This window comes from Citrobacter werkmanii (assembly GCF_008693645.1).
GTDB classification, from domain to species: Bacteria; Pseudomonadota; Gammaproteobacteria; order Enterobacterales; family Enterobacteriaceae; genus Citrobacter; species Citrobacter werkmanii.
Genome location: NZ_CP044101.1, coordinates 3,267,813 through 3,281,427, shown reverse-complemented (window position 1 = coordinate 3,281,427; position 13,615 = coordinate 3,267,813). Strand labels below are relative to the sequence as shown.

The window sequence follows — 13,615 nt, the reverse complement described above, 5'->3', positions numbered from 1 at the left end:
TGTCCCGAATCTTAGTGAGAGAGATAGTTTTTAAATGCTTCGGTTTGCGGGTTAGCAAAGCAGCTCGCATCCCCAAACTCGACGATATGACCGTTTTCCATATACACCACACGACTGGCCGTTTTACGAGCAACTTCCACTTCGTGGGTGACGATCACCTGAGTAATGTTGGTTTCCGCCAGCTCACGAATGATGCTGACGATTTGCGCGGTAATTTCCGGATCAAGCGCGGCGGTCGGTTCATCAAACAGCAGCACCTGCGGTTCCATCATTAATGCGCGGGCAATGGCCACACGCTGCTGCTGGCCGCCGGAGAGATGCAACGGATAACGATCGCTGTAGGGCTTCAGACGCAGACGTTCGAGCAGTTTCTCGGCGCGCGCCATTGCTTGCTCTTTTGTCAGACCGAGCACACGGCAGGGCGCTTCAATCAGGTTCTGCACAACCGTGAGATGCGGCCAAAGATTATATTGCTGAAAAACCATACCCACGTTCTGGCGCAGATCGCGAATAGCTTTATCTGACGGCGTTTTCGTAAAGTCGAAACGGTTACCCGCAATAGAGAGCGTGCCCGAGCGCGGCATCTCAAGCAGGTTGAGTACGCGCAGTAGCGAGCTTTTCCCGGCTCCACTAGGGCCAAGTAACACCAGTGTTTCACCCTGAGGGCAATCCAGCGTGATATCGAACAGCGCCTGATGTGCGCCGTAGAAGCAGTTAATGCCGTTTAATTGAATACTCATTGACACTCGTATGCTGGCAGTCTGATAGCTATTGAAGCCGCAGATACTACCTTTGACAGAATAGTTATGCAATATTTATGCGTTAAAAGTTAAATGCAAACCGCATTCTTATCTAAACATAGCACAAAATAGCGGGGCCACCAGCGGGCAAGAATAATTGTCGGCATTCTATGCAGAATGCCGGACAATTTATGGGGGTTATGATGCGGGCGGGTGAATGGGGGGGACTAGCGGTTTTCCACAGACTGGCGCAGCGTCCCGGCTGGCGCGTGTACGCTGCCGCCCAGATAGCGGACGTCGTCTACTACCCAGCACTGGCCTTCGCGGATCATCAGCACTTCGTCACGCCAGCTCTGATCGCCCTGTTTCAGCTCTACGCGCAGCGGAATGTTGCGTGCATCACTATTCGGAATGGTCGATGCGCTGGCGACGCTGGCGCTATCCGGTAACGTGGCGCGGCTGGAGAAAGGATCGCTGTTAAACAGGTCGCGATGCGTGTTATCGCGGCTGGCATCGGTCAGCAGTTTCGCCAGATTGTCGCTGAGGTACGGGCGAAGGGCGGTAATGTCGTTGTCACGATGCTGAATACGGTAATCATAGAATTGTTGAGCCACGCTGTCTGGCCCACCTTCTACGCATGCACCGCTACGAGAGCCGTTATCTTTATAAACCGGGGTCACGGTAGTACAGGCGCTGAGAAGTAGTGCACATGGAACCAGCAGTGAGAGTTTCGAGTAGCGCATAATGATTTCCTTATTAGCTTTCTACTATTAGTGTTCTACGTTGATAGAATATATCCTTTCAATGATAGTGGATCGGTTCGATAATGCTTTTGAGATCGTGCTCTTAGCGCAAAAAGGAGATTAATCATGCAGTTTTCAACTACCCCAACGCTTGAAGGGCAGAGCATCGTGGAATACTGCGGTGTGGTGACGGGCGAAGCGATTTTAGGCGCGAATATCTTCCGCGATTTCTTCGCCGGCATTCGCGATATTGTCGGCGGCCGCTCCGGCGCGTATGAAAAAGAGTTGCGTAAAGCGCGCGAAATTGCTTTTCAGGAGCTGGGTGAACAGGCGAAAGCGCTGGGTGCCGATGCGGTCGTCGGTATCGACATTGATTACGAAACCGTGGGTAAAGATGGCAGCATGTTGATGGTGAGCGTCAGCGGCACTGCGGTGAAAACTCGCCGATGAAGCGTCTGTTGTGGCTGCTGGCATTGACGCTGCTGCTGGCGGGCTGTGCTGGCGAAAAAGGGATTGTCGATAAAGACGGATACCAGTTAGATACCCGCCGTCAGGCGCAGGCCGCTTATCCGCGCATCAAAGTGCTGGTTATCCATTACACGGCTGATGATTTTGACGCTTCTCTGGCTACGCTGACCGATAAAAACGTCAGTTCGCACTATCTGATCCCGGCTGTGCCGCCGCTTTATCACGGCAAGCCGCGTATCTGGCAACTGGTGCCGGAAAACGATCTGGCCTGGCATGCCGGGATTAGCTTCTGGCGCGGCGCGACGCGGATTAACGATACCTCGATTGGCATTGAGCTGGAAAACCGCGGCTGGCAAAAATCGGCGGGAACGAAATATTTTGCCCCGTTTGAGCCAGCGCAGATTCAGGCGTTGATCCCACTGGCGAAGGACATTATTGCTCGCTACGACATCAAGCCGCAAAACGTGGTGGCTCATGCGGACGTCGCACCGCAGCGTAAGGACGATCCTGGCCCATTGTTTCCATGGAAACAGCTGGCTGCACAGGGAATCGGCGCATGGCCTGATGCTCAGCGCGTGGGGTTTTATCTCAACGGGAGAGCGCCGTCTACACCGGTAGACACTGCATCGTTACTCGATCTGCTGTCGCGCTATGGTTATGAGGTGAAACCCGAAATGACGCCGCGTGAACAGCAGCGAGTGATTATGGCATTCCAGATGCACTTCCGCCCGACGTTGTGGAACGGCGTGGCGGATGCAGAAACGCAGGCGATTGCGGAGGCCTTGCTGGAGAAATACGGGCAGGGTTAACGCGGCAGCTTACCGTGGTCGCGCAGCCAGGCCGCGGTACGCTCAATCCCTTCATCCAGCGTGACGATGGGCTGGTAACCTAACTCTTCCTGAGCGCGGGTGGTATCCAGCGTAAAGTCAAAATTCAGCTTCGAGACGCCGTAGTGCGTAAGCTTTGGCTCTTTCGCCGATTTATTGCCCAGACGCTCCATGCTGCGAGCAATCATGTCCAGCATCGGGTAGGGCACCGAGCGGATTCGGCAATCAATATTCAACTCGTCGATCAGCTTCTGCACGATACTGCGCAGCGTTCGATGCTCGCCGTTAGTAATGTTGTATGCGCGGCCTGACGGCAGGTTATCGCAAGCTTCCTGGCTTACCAGCCACATTGCGTGTACCGCGTTCTCATAATAGGTCATATCCACCAACGCACTTCCACCGTGCGGCAACAGGATGCTGCCGTAGTGGTACATCATGTGGGCCAGACGGGGGATAAAAACTTTATCGTGAGGTCCGAACAGACTTTGTGGACGCAATACCGTGAAGCGGGTCTGCGGGTTAGCCTGCGCGAGCAGCGCAATCACATCTTCACCAGCCGCTTTACTGCGGGCGAATTCATTGGCGAAGCGATGTGGTCGGAAGTCCTCTTTGATATCCCGATGATGGTGATAGTCAAAATAGAGTGACGGAGAGGAGATATGGATAAAGTTACGTACGCCCCAGGCAACGGCCCATTCGCCCAGACGGCGGGTAGCACGAACGTTGGCCAGATCGAAGGCTTCCTGCGTTCCCCACGGCGAGGTAAAACTGGAGCAGTGCCACAGCGTGTCGATACCTGCGAGCATGACCTTTGCCTGCGAAGAGACCAGTTCGGTCAAATCCGCATGCACAAATTCTGCGCCCATTTTCTCCAGCAGCTTGCCCATCGCTTCGTTGCGACCGGTGGCTCTGACGCTGACGCCTTTGCTGCATAGAAACTCAACCGCATTTCGGCCCAAGCCGCTGGTGGCTCCGGTAACCAGTACCTTCATATCAATCCACTGTGTTTAAAAAACGTCGTGCGCATTCTTCCGTGAAATACGCCTGTATGCAATGGGAAACGTGAAAGAATACAGTCTCTTTTTGTCATTAGTCTGTGATTTGTTCTGCAAGTTTGGCGATACGCTTTGCCATCCCTCTGAAAATGAACAGATGAGCCGGGATCATCAACAACCAGTAGAAGAGACCGGGCATGCCGTGCGGATGCCACCAGGCGCGTACATCAATGCGCCGATGATCGCCTTTATCTTCCAGTGTAAAGCTTAAACGGCCTAATCCCGGCGCTTTCATGCCAAACAGCAGTGTGAGCTGTTTTTCTGGCTCAACGATGATCACTTTCCAGCTATCCACGGCATCGCCAACCTGCAACAACGGGTTTTCCGGGCGGCCTTTTGCCAGCTTATGGCCGACCAGCAGATCCAGTGCGGCGCGCGTCTTCCACAAAAAATTGCCAAAGAAATAGCCCTCTCTCCCGCCGAGTCGGTTCACCACCTGCCACAGCGCTTTCAGACTGGCGGAGGTGTCGACGCTGAAGCCAGCCTGTTTGGCAAAATAGCCATATTCGGGACGCCAACGGGCGAATGCCTGAGCGTCATACCCCCAGTCGCTGGAGTTAACCAGCTTCTCTTCTTCTTTCAGCGTGCTGCGCACTGCGTCATCAAAGGCGATCAGCTTTTGCGGGATCAGCGCGCGTAGCTCAGCGTCGTCGGCCAGCAGGTCATGCTTTAAGCCTTGTATCAGCGCCTTTGCTGTAGTGGGCGGTACCGATGTAATAACATTCAAAAACCACACCGAAATCCAACTGGTCGGAAACGGGATAGGGATCAACAAGCGGTGTTTGCCGCTGACGGCCATGAAATGCTCGAACTGTTCCTGATAGCTTAATATCTGTGGCCCTGCGGCTTCGAGTACGCGGTGATGGCTTGTGGGATGGTCCAACAGCGCCACCAGATAGTACATCAAATTTTCCAGCGCGATGGGCGTGGTACGCGAACGTACCCAGCGCGGAGGCGTAAGTACCGGCAGGTTGTAGACCATATCGCGCATCACTTCAAAAGCGGCGGAACCCGCCCCGACGATAATGCCTGCCCGTAATTCGGTCATCGGCACGCCTGCTTCGCGCAGGATGTCTGCGGTTATCTGCCGCGCACGCAGATGATCGGATTGTTCATGTCGCGGAGCCTGTAATGAGCTCAGGAAAATAAGCTGTTTGACGGGGATGCTACGTAGCGCATCACGCACGTTCATCGCGACCTGGCGCTCATGAGCGATAAAATCACCGCCTTCGCCCATGCCATGGACCAGGTAATAAACCGTATCAACATCCGTCAGCAGCGGCGTCAGGTTATCAGGCCAGGTTAAGTCGACTTTGTGGCAACTGACGTTGGCCAGTTGCAGTTTTTCCAGCCGTTCAATCCGGCGTGCCGCAGCCAGTACCTGGTGCCCTTGCTGACTGAGCGCCTGTACCAGATGCTGACCAATGTAGCCACTGGCGCCAAGAACCAAAATCCGTTGCGGCACGCCTATCTCCTTAGCGAGTTAAAAAAGCGCGCCAGTGGGCGGCGACTTCAGCAAGTTGTTCACGCGATACGTCCAGATGCATCACCAGGCGTACAATCGGGGAGGCGTTAATCAGTACCCCTTGCGCCTTCATGTACTCGCCCAGCGCAGCAGCGTGTTCTTCGCCAACGCGGACAAACAGCATATTGGTATCGTGACGCATGACGTCTGCGCCTGCTTCGCGCAGTTGTTCCGCCATCCAGGCCGCGTTGTCATGGTCTTCCTGTAAACGCGCCACGTTATTTTTCAACGCATACAGTCCGGCCGCCGCCAGAATCCCGGCCTGACGCATTCCGCCTCCGGTCATTTTACGCCAGCGGATGGCGCGTTTAATGTAGTCGTGACTACCGACCAGCAGTGAGCCTACCGGCGTTCCCAGACCTTTGGAGAGACAAATGGTGAACGAGTCGCAGTATTGCGCGATCTCTTTCAGCTCACAACCGTAAGCGACGACGGCGTTAAAAATACGCGCGCCATCAACGTGCAGGGCCAGATTGCGCTCACGAGTGAATTCCCAGGCATCTTTCAGATACTCGCGTGGCAGCACTTTGCCGTTGTGGGTGTTTTCCAGACTAAGCAGGCGTGTGCGGGCAAAATGGATATCGTCCGCTTTGATTTTTGCCGCCACTTTGTCCAGCGGTAAGGTGCCATCCGGCGCGGCGTCGATAGGCTGCGGCTGAATGCTGCCGAGCACCGCTGCGCCGCCCGCTTCGTAGAGATAGTTATGTGCGCCCTGGCCTGCAATATATTCTTCGCCGCGCTGGCAGTGGCTGAGCAGTGCAACCAGGTTCGCCTGGGTGCCGGTAGGTAAGAAAATAGCGGCTTCTTTGCCGGAAAGCTCTGCAGCGTATTGCTGGAGAGCGTTAACGGTAGGGTCATCTCCGTATACGTCGTCCCCGACCGGGGCGGCCATCATCTCTTCCAGCATGGCGCGACTCGGCCGGGTTACGGTATCACTGCGTAAGTCAATCACGGGCATTCCTTTTTTAGTGAGGTAATGCCCTCTGTTTTACCTGAGCCAGTTCGTTTTCGCCAGTTCCATCACTTCATCACCGCGTCCGCTGATGATTGCGCGCAACATATACAGGCTAAAACCTTTTGCTTGTTCGAGTTTGATCTGCGGCGGGATGGCTAACTCTTCTTTCGCCACCACCACGTCGACCAGCACCGGACCGTCAATCGACATCGCCCTTTGCAGCGCTTCATCGACCTCTGAGGATTTCTCCACACGAATGCCCGTAATGCCGCAGGCTTCGGCAATCCGCGCGAAGTTTGTGTCGTGCAGCTCCGTGCCGTCGGTCAGATAACCGCCAGCCTTCATCTCCATCGCCACAAATCCCAGCACGCTGTTGTTGAAGACGATAATCTTCACCGGCAGCTTCATCTGGACAACCGACAGAAAATCGCCCATCAGCATGCTAAAACCGCCGTCACCGCACATGGCGATGACCTGGCGTCCCGGTTCGGTCGCTTGGGCGCCGAGCGCCTGTGGCATAGCGTTCGCCATCGACCCGTGGTTAAACGACCCGAGCAGGCGGCGTTTGCCGTTCATTTTCAGATAGCGTGCCGCCCAAACCGTCGGGGTACCAACATCGCAGGTAAAGATCGCGTCGTCAGCGGCAAAATGGCTGATCTGCTGCGCCAGATACTGCGGATGAATGGCTTTGTCGCTCGGTTTGGCTAAATCATCCAGACCCTTGCGCGCCTCACGATAGTGCTCCAGCGCTTTGTCCAAAAACTTCCGCTCGGTTTTTTCCTCCACCAGCGGCAGCAGGGCGCGGAGAGTGGATTTAATATCGCCCACCAGCGCCATATCAACTTTACTGTGCGCGCCGATGCTCGCCGGATTGATATCAATCTGAATAATTTTGGCGTCGGTGGGGTAGAACGGGCGATAGGGGAACTGGGTGCCGAGCAGGATCAGCGTGTCGGCATTCATCATGGTGTGGAATCCGGATGAAAAGCCAATCAGCCCGGTCATACCGACGTCATACGGGTTATCGTATTCGACGTGTTCTTTACCCCGCAGGGCATGAACAATCGGCGCTTTGATTTTTGCCGCAAACTCAACCAGTTCTTGATGCGCGCCGGCACAGCCGCTGCCGCACATCAGGGCGATATTGCTGGAATAACGCAGCAGTTGCGCCAGTTTTCTGAGTTCTTCTTCTTCCGGGGTGACGACCGGGAGTGGCGCATGATACCAGTGCGTGCTGGCGCTTTCCGGCGCGGGCTTCAGCGCGACGTCGCCGGGTAATACCACGACTGAGACGCCACGATTTAATACGGCTTTACGCATGGCAATGGCGAGTACCTGCGGGATCTGTTCAGGGCTGGAAACCAGCTCGCAATAGTGGCTACATTCGCGGAACAACTCTTGCGGGTGGGTCTCCTGAAAATAACCGCTGCCGATCTCACTGGAAGGGATATGTGCGGCAATCGCCAGGACTGGAACATGGTTGCGGTGGCAATCAAACAGCCCATTGATCAGGTGCAGGTTCCCTGGTCCACATGAACCGGCACAGACGGCCAGTTCGCCGGTTAGCTGCGCCTCTGCGCCAGCGGCGAAGGCGGCAACTTCTTCATGACGGGTCGGCATCCAGTCAATCGTTCCCATACGATTAAGACTGTCACTAAGACCATTTAATGAGTCGCCCGTCACGCCCCAAATGCGTTTAACGCCAGCTTGTTCGAGGGTTTTAGCAATAAAAGCGGCAACCGTTTGTTTCATGGTTTTCCATCTCCTTTAATGTGATACCGGTTACAAGTTTAGATGAAGATGATAGTTATGCTTCTCATTTCCCCCTTATTTTCGGCAGCTTACATTTCGAGCAGATAACGCGTAGTTTGATATCTGGCATGGTGAAACAAGGAATGAATTCAAATGGTTACTAAACTATTAAATGCAGTTAACCGAACGCTGACTCATGAAGACTTTGGCAAGTTTCTGTTACGCATCGCTGTCGGCGGGCTGATGCTGTTTCATGGCTTACATAAATTGTTCTCCGGTATTGAGGGCATCAGCGGCATGCTGATAGCGAAAGGTTTTCCGGGCTTTATTGCTTACGGCGTTCTGTTGGGGGAGGTCGTTGCGCCTTGCCTGATTATCCTGGGGATCCTGACCCGTCCGGCGGCGTTGGGGCTGGCGTTTACGATGGTGGTGGCGTGGCTGATGGTCGGGATGGGCGAAACCTGGTCACTGGACAAAACCGGCGCATGGGCGATTGAGAGTCTGGTGTACTTCTTGCTCGGCGCGCTGGCTGTCGCGTTTTTAGGGGCGGGGCGTTTCTCGGTGGCAGGAAATTCGGCCTGGCGGTAAAAAAAGGCCGGATATGGCGTAAACGCATTATCCGGCCTGGAGCAGCTACGAAGGGGTATTTTACAGATTAAGCGAGTACTAAATCGCTCTGCGGATGACAGGAGCAGGCCAGTACATAGCCTTCGGCTATTTCTGCATCCGTCAGCGTCATGGTACTGCTGACCGTGTAGTTACCGTCAACCACTTTGGTTTTGCAGCAGCCGCAAACGCCCGCACGACATGCGGCAACGACCGGCACTTTATTGCTTTCCAGCGCGTCCAGCAGCGTACTGCCCACCGGCGCGTAAAACTCTTTCGCCGGTTGCAGCTTGGTGAACTTCAGACCGCTGGTGGCGGCCTCGGCAACTGGCGTGAAGAACTGCTCTTTAAAGAAGCGCGTCACGCCCAGTGCTTTGACTTCTTTCTCGACCAGATCCATATACGGCGCCGGGCCGCAGGTCATCACGGTACGAGAGACCAGATCCGGCACGCTTTTCAGCAGATCGGTCGTCAGTCGGCCAGAAACAAAACCGTGGGTGGCATTGTTTTCAGCGACTAGCGTCACCGGATAGTCACGCCATTCGTCGGCAAAAATAACATCTTGCGGTGAACGAACGTTAAAGATCACCTGCACATCGGCCTGTGGGCGGTACTTTGCCAACCAGCGACGCATTGACATGATTGGCGTCACGCCGCAACCGGCAGCCAGCATCAGGAACTTATCTTCCGCCTTATCTTCACAGGTAAATTCACCCATGGCATCGGACAGCCAGATATAGTCGCCGCGCTTCACGTCACGGGTCAGCCACTCTGAACCTGCGCCATCGTCAATCCGGCGAACGGTCAGCGTAATGTACTCGCTTACTCCCGGCGTAGACGAAATGGTGTAAGCACGCAGCGTCTGGGCTGAGTTACGTACGCTGACCAGTGCATACTGCCCGGCGCGGTACGGATAATAGTCGTGGCACAGCAACGAAATCGTCCATACATCCGGCGTTTCCTGATGGATGTGATGCACCTGCATCCGCCATGGGCACTGATGAGTTGGCATTGTCATTCTTTACTCCTTACGCGCTCAGCAACTGCTTCATGTCTTCTTCAACGGTGGTCACGGAACGCAGGCCGAATTTCTCGTTGAGCACAGCCAGCAGATCCGGCGTGAAGAAACCAGGCGCTGTTGGGCCAGTGACGATGTTTTTCACGCCCAGCGACAGCAGGGTCAGCAGAATCACAATCGCTTTCTGTTCGAACCAGGAGAGCACCAGAGACAGCGGCAGGTCGTTGACGCCGCAGCCCAGCTTCTCTGCCAGAGTGACTGCCAGGATGATGGCAGAGTAAGCATCGTTACACTGACCGGCATCGACCAGACGCGGCAGGCCTTCGATATCGCCGAACTCCAGTTTGTTGAAACGGTATTTACCGCACGCCAGGGTCAGGATCAGGCAATCGTCCGGGACACTGGTGGCGAAGTCGGTGAAGTAGTTACGTTCGCCGCGCGCGCCGTCGCAGCCGCCGACCAGGAAGATATGACGCAGTTTTTCACGGCTGACCAGGTCGATCAGCGTATCAGCAGCGCCCAGCAGCGTCTGACGACCGAAACCTACGGTTATCAGGTGCGGGATTTCGCTGTACGGGAAGCCTGCCATCTGTTGTGCCTGAGCGATGACCGGACCGAAGTTGTCGCCTTCGAGGTGGCTCACACCCGGCCAGCCGACGATGCTACGGGTCCAGATACGGTCGTCGTACGCGCCCACGGTTGGGTCGATGATGCAGTTAGAGGTCATCACGATTGGGCCAGGGAAGCGAGCGAACTCAACCTGCTGGTTCTGCCAGCCGCTGCCATAGTTACCAATCAGATGTTTGAACTTGCGCAGTTCCGGGTAGCCGTGTGCCGGCAGCATTTCGCCGTGGGTATAGACGTTAACGCCGGTACCTTCGGTCTGCTCCAGCAGGTTGTAGAGATCTTTCAGGTCGTGACCGGAGATCAGGATGCATTTACCAACGGTGGCTTTAACATTGACCTGAGTCGGCGTCGGGTGACCGTATTTAGTGGTTTCACCGGCGTCCAGGATGCTCATCACTTTGAAGTTCATCTGGCCGATTTCCATAGAACACTCCAGCAGAGCGTTCATATCGGCAGGCCAGGTCCCCAGCCACGCCATAATTTTGTGGTACTGGGCGTAGATGTCGTTGTCGTACTGGCCGAGAACGTGCGCGTGTTCCATGTAAGCCGCGGCACCTTTCAGGCCGTACAGGCACAGCAGGCGCAGGCCGAGAATGTTCTCACCGATGGCCGCTTTGTCTTTGTTCGGGGTAAATTCCGCCGCCTGACGTTGCAGGTCGCCCAGATCGTCGCTGACCAGTTGCAGGTCGGCCATCGGGTTGTCGACCACTGCGTTCGCATCGATGTTCAGACATTGCGCTTTCAGCGCGTCGCGCATGGCAATCGCTTCACGGGCATAGCCAACAATACGCGGGGAGTCGAAGTTAACGTTGGTCAGCGTGGAGAAGAACGCACGCGGTGCGAAGTTATCAACGTCATGGTCGATGATGCCGTATTCACGCGCTTTAACAGCCCATGCAGACAGACCTTGTAGGGAAGCAATCAGCAGATCCTGCAAATCGGAGGTTTCAGCCGTTTTACCGCACATACCCTGCGCGTAAGAGCAGCCGTTCCCTGCCGGAGTACGGATGGTTTGTTCACATTGCACACAAAACATGGTCACACCTTTTAAAGTTATATTTAATATACATGTTTAAGGTTATGCCTGTGCGCGCAGGGATAAAAGGGATTTCTGCTACAACTTGCAAGGAGATTGATTTAGCGCAATTTTGGCGGTAGCTGACTACCGCCAGAGAGGTATTTGTTTGAGGGTCAGGCGGAGAAAAATGCCATTAACAGAGGGACTAACAGACTCAGGATAAAACCGTGCACGATGGCTGCCGGAACCATTTCCAGTCCACCGCTGCGTTGTAAAACCGGCAGGGTGAAATCCATCGATGTGGCCCCGCATAGCCCCAACGCGGTAGAGCGACTGCGGCCCACCATGCCGGGAATCAACATAATGGCAATCAGTTCTCGCGCCAGGTCATTAAAGAAGGCGGCACTCCCAATCACCGGCCCGAACGATTCGGTTAACAGAATACCGGACAGCGAATACCAGCCAAAACCTGACGCCATCGCCATCGCGGTTTTGACCGGCAGGCCGAGGATAAACGCATTGATAACCCCCGCCAGCATCGAACTGGCGACGACGACGGCGGCAACAATCATGCCCCGGCGATTCAGCACGATTTGCTTGAGGGTCATACCGCTGTTGCGAAGCTGAATCCCCACCAGGAACAGTAAAAAGATTAACGTATATTCGCTTGCTTCGGTGGCGTGCTGCAAAAAGGAAAGACCGGTGAGACCCAGCAGGAAGCCCACCACGACAACCCCGCAAAGCTGGAGCGACTCAAACGCCATCGCGATCCGCGACGGTAGTTTCTCTTGCTGATGGTTATGCCGCCAGGGCAGTGAACGCTCCAGCCAGAACAGCGCGGCGATATTACACAGCAAAATGACCGTCACGCTGACAGCAGAATAATGAAGTATGGCTAACAGGTTGCTGGCGAGATTATCCAGAAACGCCAGGCTGATGCCCATAAAAAAGAGAATAAGGTACACGATCCAGCTCAACAGGCGATTGATGAGTTTTAGTGCGCCCATGTGCCGAAGTGGAATAAGGTAGCCCACAATAAGGGGAACCAGAATGATTAACAGCCCTGAAAACATGAAAACCCGATCCTTGCTGAGATGTAAGACGAAATGCGCAAGCACACACTACTCAATGCAAAGAGGGGAGTAAAGTTGCAAATAAAAGGAAATATAGCGAGGAAAAAAAGCCTGACTTTCGCCAGGCCTTTTTGTTATCGATTAATCGCGTTTTTCCAGCAGAGTGCGGTAAATAAGACCGCCGAGAACCCCACCGATAATTGGCATGACCCAGAAGAACCACAATTGTTGCAATGCCCAGCCGCCCTGGAAAATGGCAACTGCGGTACTACGTGCCGGGTTTACGGAGGTATTAGTGACTGGAATGCTGATCAAGTGGATCAGTGTTAACGCCAGACCGATTGCAATAGGGGCAAAACCTGCCGGAGCATGTTTGTCGGTCGCGCCGTGGATCACTAATAAGAAACCAGCGGTCAGAATAATTTCAATTACAACAGCAGAAAGCATGGAATAACCGCCAGGTGAATGCTCACCAAAGCCGTTCGAAGCAAAACCGCTGGCGGTTGCATCAAAACCTGCTTTACCGCTGGCAATTAGATACAGAGCCGCAGCTGCAACAATACCGCCCACAACCTGCGCAATAACATATCCAATAACGTCTTTCGCCGGGAAGCGACCGCCAGCCCATAAACCGAAGGTTACTGCCGGGTTAAAATGTCCACCTGAAATATGGCCCACGGCAAAGGCCATAGTTAATACGGTCAGACCAAATGCCAATGCGACACCGGTGAATCCAATTCCCAATTCCGGGAATGCTGCGGCCAGTACTGCGCTACCGCACCCACCAAAGACGAGCCAAAACGTACCGAAGAATTCGGCTGCTAATTTCCTGAACATAACCACCTCAATTAAAAGTTCCGGGTTCGTATTCCTTGCCCGGTAATTCATCGCTTAAAGGGACGATGATGAAAGAGCGGGTATTTTAGAAAAAAACATCATCCCTTCGCCAGTTAAATTGATGAAAAAATTTGATTTAAGGCAATATGTCGTGATTCCTTTTTGAATATTGGATGAATGAAGCATAGTTCAATTAGCTAAAAATGATGATTGAGCTCAGAAATTATAATCACAGGAAAACATAAGAAGAATATTCTTAATTTTTTTGATTTCTGCGATTAACCTCCTGATGATATCGGGTGCCCTGAGCGCTCGGTTAACGTTATACTTCTGATAACTTGAAGGAAAAAGTTAGCATTTCCGGAGGCTAT

General features: G+C 54.0%; 13 protein-coding genes. 3 read left to right on the top strand and 10 right to left on the bottom strand.

The features are described 5' to 3' along the window. Nucleotides 1–11: 11 nt before the first annotated feature. The gene (artP, locus tag FOB24_RS16550; protein ID WP_003027295.1) at nt 12–740 is read right to left on the bottom strand and encodes an arginine ABC transporter ATP-binding protein ArtP; all 729 of its coding nucleotides are present in this window, start codon (nt 738–740) and stop codon (nt 12–14) included. Between the two features lie 227 nt (nt 741–967). After that, nucleotides 968–1,483, bottom strand: coding sequence for a lipoprotein (locus FOB24_RS16545; protein WP_121529270.1), 516 nt, complete (start codon nt 1,481–1,483; stop codon nt 968–970). A gap of 126 nt (nt 1,484–1,609) precedes the next feature. Between FOB24_RS16545 and FOB24_RS16540 the strand changes: the two genes are divergently transcribed. Together FOB24_RS16540 and FOB24_RS16535 are read left to right on the top strand one after the other, a co-directional pair. Further along, the gene (locus tag FOB24_RS16540; protein WP_001160725.1) at nt 1,610–1,933 is read left to right on the top strand and encodes a heavy metal-binding domain-containing protein; all 324 of its coding nucleotides are present in this window, start codon (nt 1,610–1,612) and stop codon (nt 1,931–1,933) included. Further along, nucleotides 1,930–2,760 carry an N-acetylmuramoyl-L-alanine amidase gene (locus FOB24_RS16535; RefSeq protein ID WP_150345194.1) on the top strand — a complete coding sequence of 277 codons (831 nt, stop codon included), beginning with the start codon at nt 1,930–1,932 and terminating at the stop codon, nt 2,758–2,760. Before FOB24_RS16540 ends, FOB24_RS16535 begins: the two co-directional genes overlap by 4 nt. Here the strand turns inward: FOB24_RS16535 and FOB24_RS16530 are convergent. From FOB24_RS16530 to poxB, 4 genes are all read right to left on the bottom strand, one after another. Next, nucleotides 2,757–3,770, bottom strand: coding sequence for an NAD-dependent epimerase/dehydratase family protein (locus tag FOB24_RS16530; protein ID WP_038641874.1), 1,014 nt, complete (start codon nt 3,768–3,770; stop codon nt 2,757–2,759). The two genes, FOB24_RS16535 and FOB24_RS16530, sit on opposite strands and share 4 nt — an antisense overlap. 97 nt (nt 3,771–3,867) lie before the next feature. Further along, the gene (locus FOB24_RS16525) at nt 3,868–5,298 is read right to left on the bottom strand and encodes an SDR family oxidoreductase (RefSeq protein ID WP_038641871.1); all 1,431 of its coding nucleotides are present in this window, start codon (nt 5,296–5,298) and stop codon (nt 3,868–3,870) included. 10 nt (nt 5,299–5,308) lie between these two features. Next, nucleotides 5,309–6,310, bottom strand: a complete 1,002-nt coding sequence (gene ltaE / locus FOB24_RS16520; protein WP_085047903.1) for a low-specificity L-threonine aldolase — start codon at nt 6,308–6,310, stop codon at nt 5,309–5,311. A 36-nt stretch (nt 6,311–6,346) separates the two neighbouring features. After that, the gene (poxB, locus tag FOB24_RS16515) at nt 6,347–8,065 is read right to left on the bottom strand and encodes a ubiquinone-dependent pyruvate dehydrogenase (RefSeq protein WP_042307401.1); all 1,719 of its coding nucleotides are present in this window, start codon (nt 8,063–8,065) and stop codon (nt 6,347–6,349) included. A gap of 153 nt (nt 8,066–8,218) precedes the next feature. Between poxB and FOB24_RS16510 the strand changes: the two genes are divergently transcribed. Further along, nucleotides 8,219–8,653, top strand: a complete 435-nt coding sequence (locus tag FOB24_RS16510; RefSeq protein WP_137350825.1) for a DoxX family protein — start codon at nt 8,219–8,221, stop codon at nt 8,651–8,653. A 67-nt stretch (nt 8,654–8,720) separates the two neighbouring features. On the opposite strand, the gene hcr is transcribed toward FOB24_RS16510, so the two are convergent. The 4 genes from hcr to aqpZ all read right to left on the bottom strand — a co-directional run bounded on the left by hcr (nt 8,721) and on the right by aqpZ (nt 13,244). Then, nucleotides 8,721–9,689: an NADH oxidoreductase gene (gene hcr / locus FOB24_RS16505; protein WP_150345193.1), complete on the bottom strand. Its 969-nt coding sequence runs from the start codon at nt 9,687–9,689 to the stop codon at nt 8,721–8,723. A 10-nt stretch (nt 9,690–9,699) separates the two neighbouring features. Beyond that, nucleotides 9,700–11,352 (bottom strand): hydroxylamine reductase, encoded by a 1,653-nt coding sequence (gene hcp, locus FOB24_RS16500; protein WP_150345192.1) that lies wholly within the window; start codon nt 11,350–11,352, stop codon nt 9,700–9,702. Between the two features lie 155 nt (nt 11,353–11,507). After that, complete coding sequence (locus FOB24_RS16495; RefSeq protein WP_087855944.1) at nt 11,508–12,407, bottom strand: lysine exporter LysO family protein; 900 nt, start codon at nt 12,405–12,407, stop codon at nt 11,508–11,510. Nucleotides 12,408–12,548: 141 nt separating this feature from the next. Beyond that, on the bottom strand, nt 12,549–13,244 hold the full coding sequence (aqpZ, locus tag FOB24_RS16490; protein WP_137347121.1) for an aquaporin Z: 696 nt from the start codon (nt 13,242–13,244) through the stop codon (nt 12,549–12,551). Between the last annotated feature and the right edge of the window lie 371 nt (nt 13,245–13,615).

Coding starts and splice junctions, on each gene's coding strand:
- artP (WP_003027295.1), bottom strand. CDS start 740: ATGAGTATTCAATTAAACGGCATTAACTGCTTCTACGGCGCACATCAG.
- FOB24_RS16545 (WP_121529270.1), bottom strand. CDS start 1,483: ATGCGCTACTCGAAACTCTCACTGCTGGTTCCATGTGCACTACTTCTC.
- FOB24_RS16540 (WP_001160725.1), top strand. CDS start 1,610: ATGCAGTTTTCAACTACCCCAACGCTTGAAGGGCAGAGCATCGTGGAA.
- FOB24_RS16535 (WP_150345194.1), top strand. CDS start 1,930: ATGAAGCGTCTGTTGTGGCTGCTGGCATTGACGCTGCTGCTGGCGGGC.
- FOB24_RS16530 (WP_038641874.1), bottom strand. CDS start 3,770: ATGAAGGTACTGGTTACCGGAGCCACCAGCGGCTTGGGCCGAAATGCG.
- poxB (WP_042307401.1), bottom strand. CDS start 8,065: ATGAAACAAACGGTTGCCGCTTTTATTGCTAAAACCCTCGAACAAGCT.
- FOB24_RS16510 (WP_137350825.1), top strand. CDS start 8,219: ATGGTTACTAAACTATTAAATGCAGTTAACCGAACGCTGACTCATGAA.
- hcr (WP_150345193.1), bottom strand. CDS start 9,689: ATGACAATGCCAACTCATCAGTGCCCATGGCGGATGCAGGTGCATCAC.
- hcp (WP_150345192.1), bottom strand. CDS start 11,352: ATGTTTTGTGTGCAATGTGAACAAACCATCCGTACTCCGGCAGGGAAC.
- FOB24_RS16495 (WP_087855944.1), bottom strand. CDS start 12,407: ATGTTTTCAGGGCTGTTAATCATTCTGGTTCCCCTTATTGTGGGCTAC.
- aqpZ (WP_137347121.1), bottom strand. CDS start 13,244: ATGTTCAGGAAATTAGCAGCCGAATTCTTCGGTACGTTTTGGCTCGTC.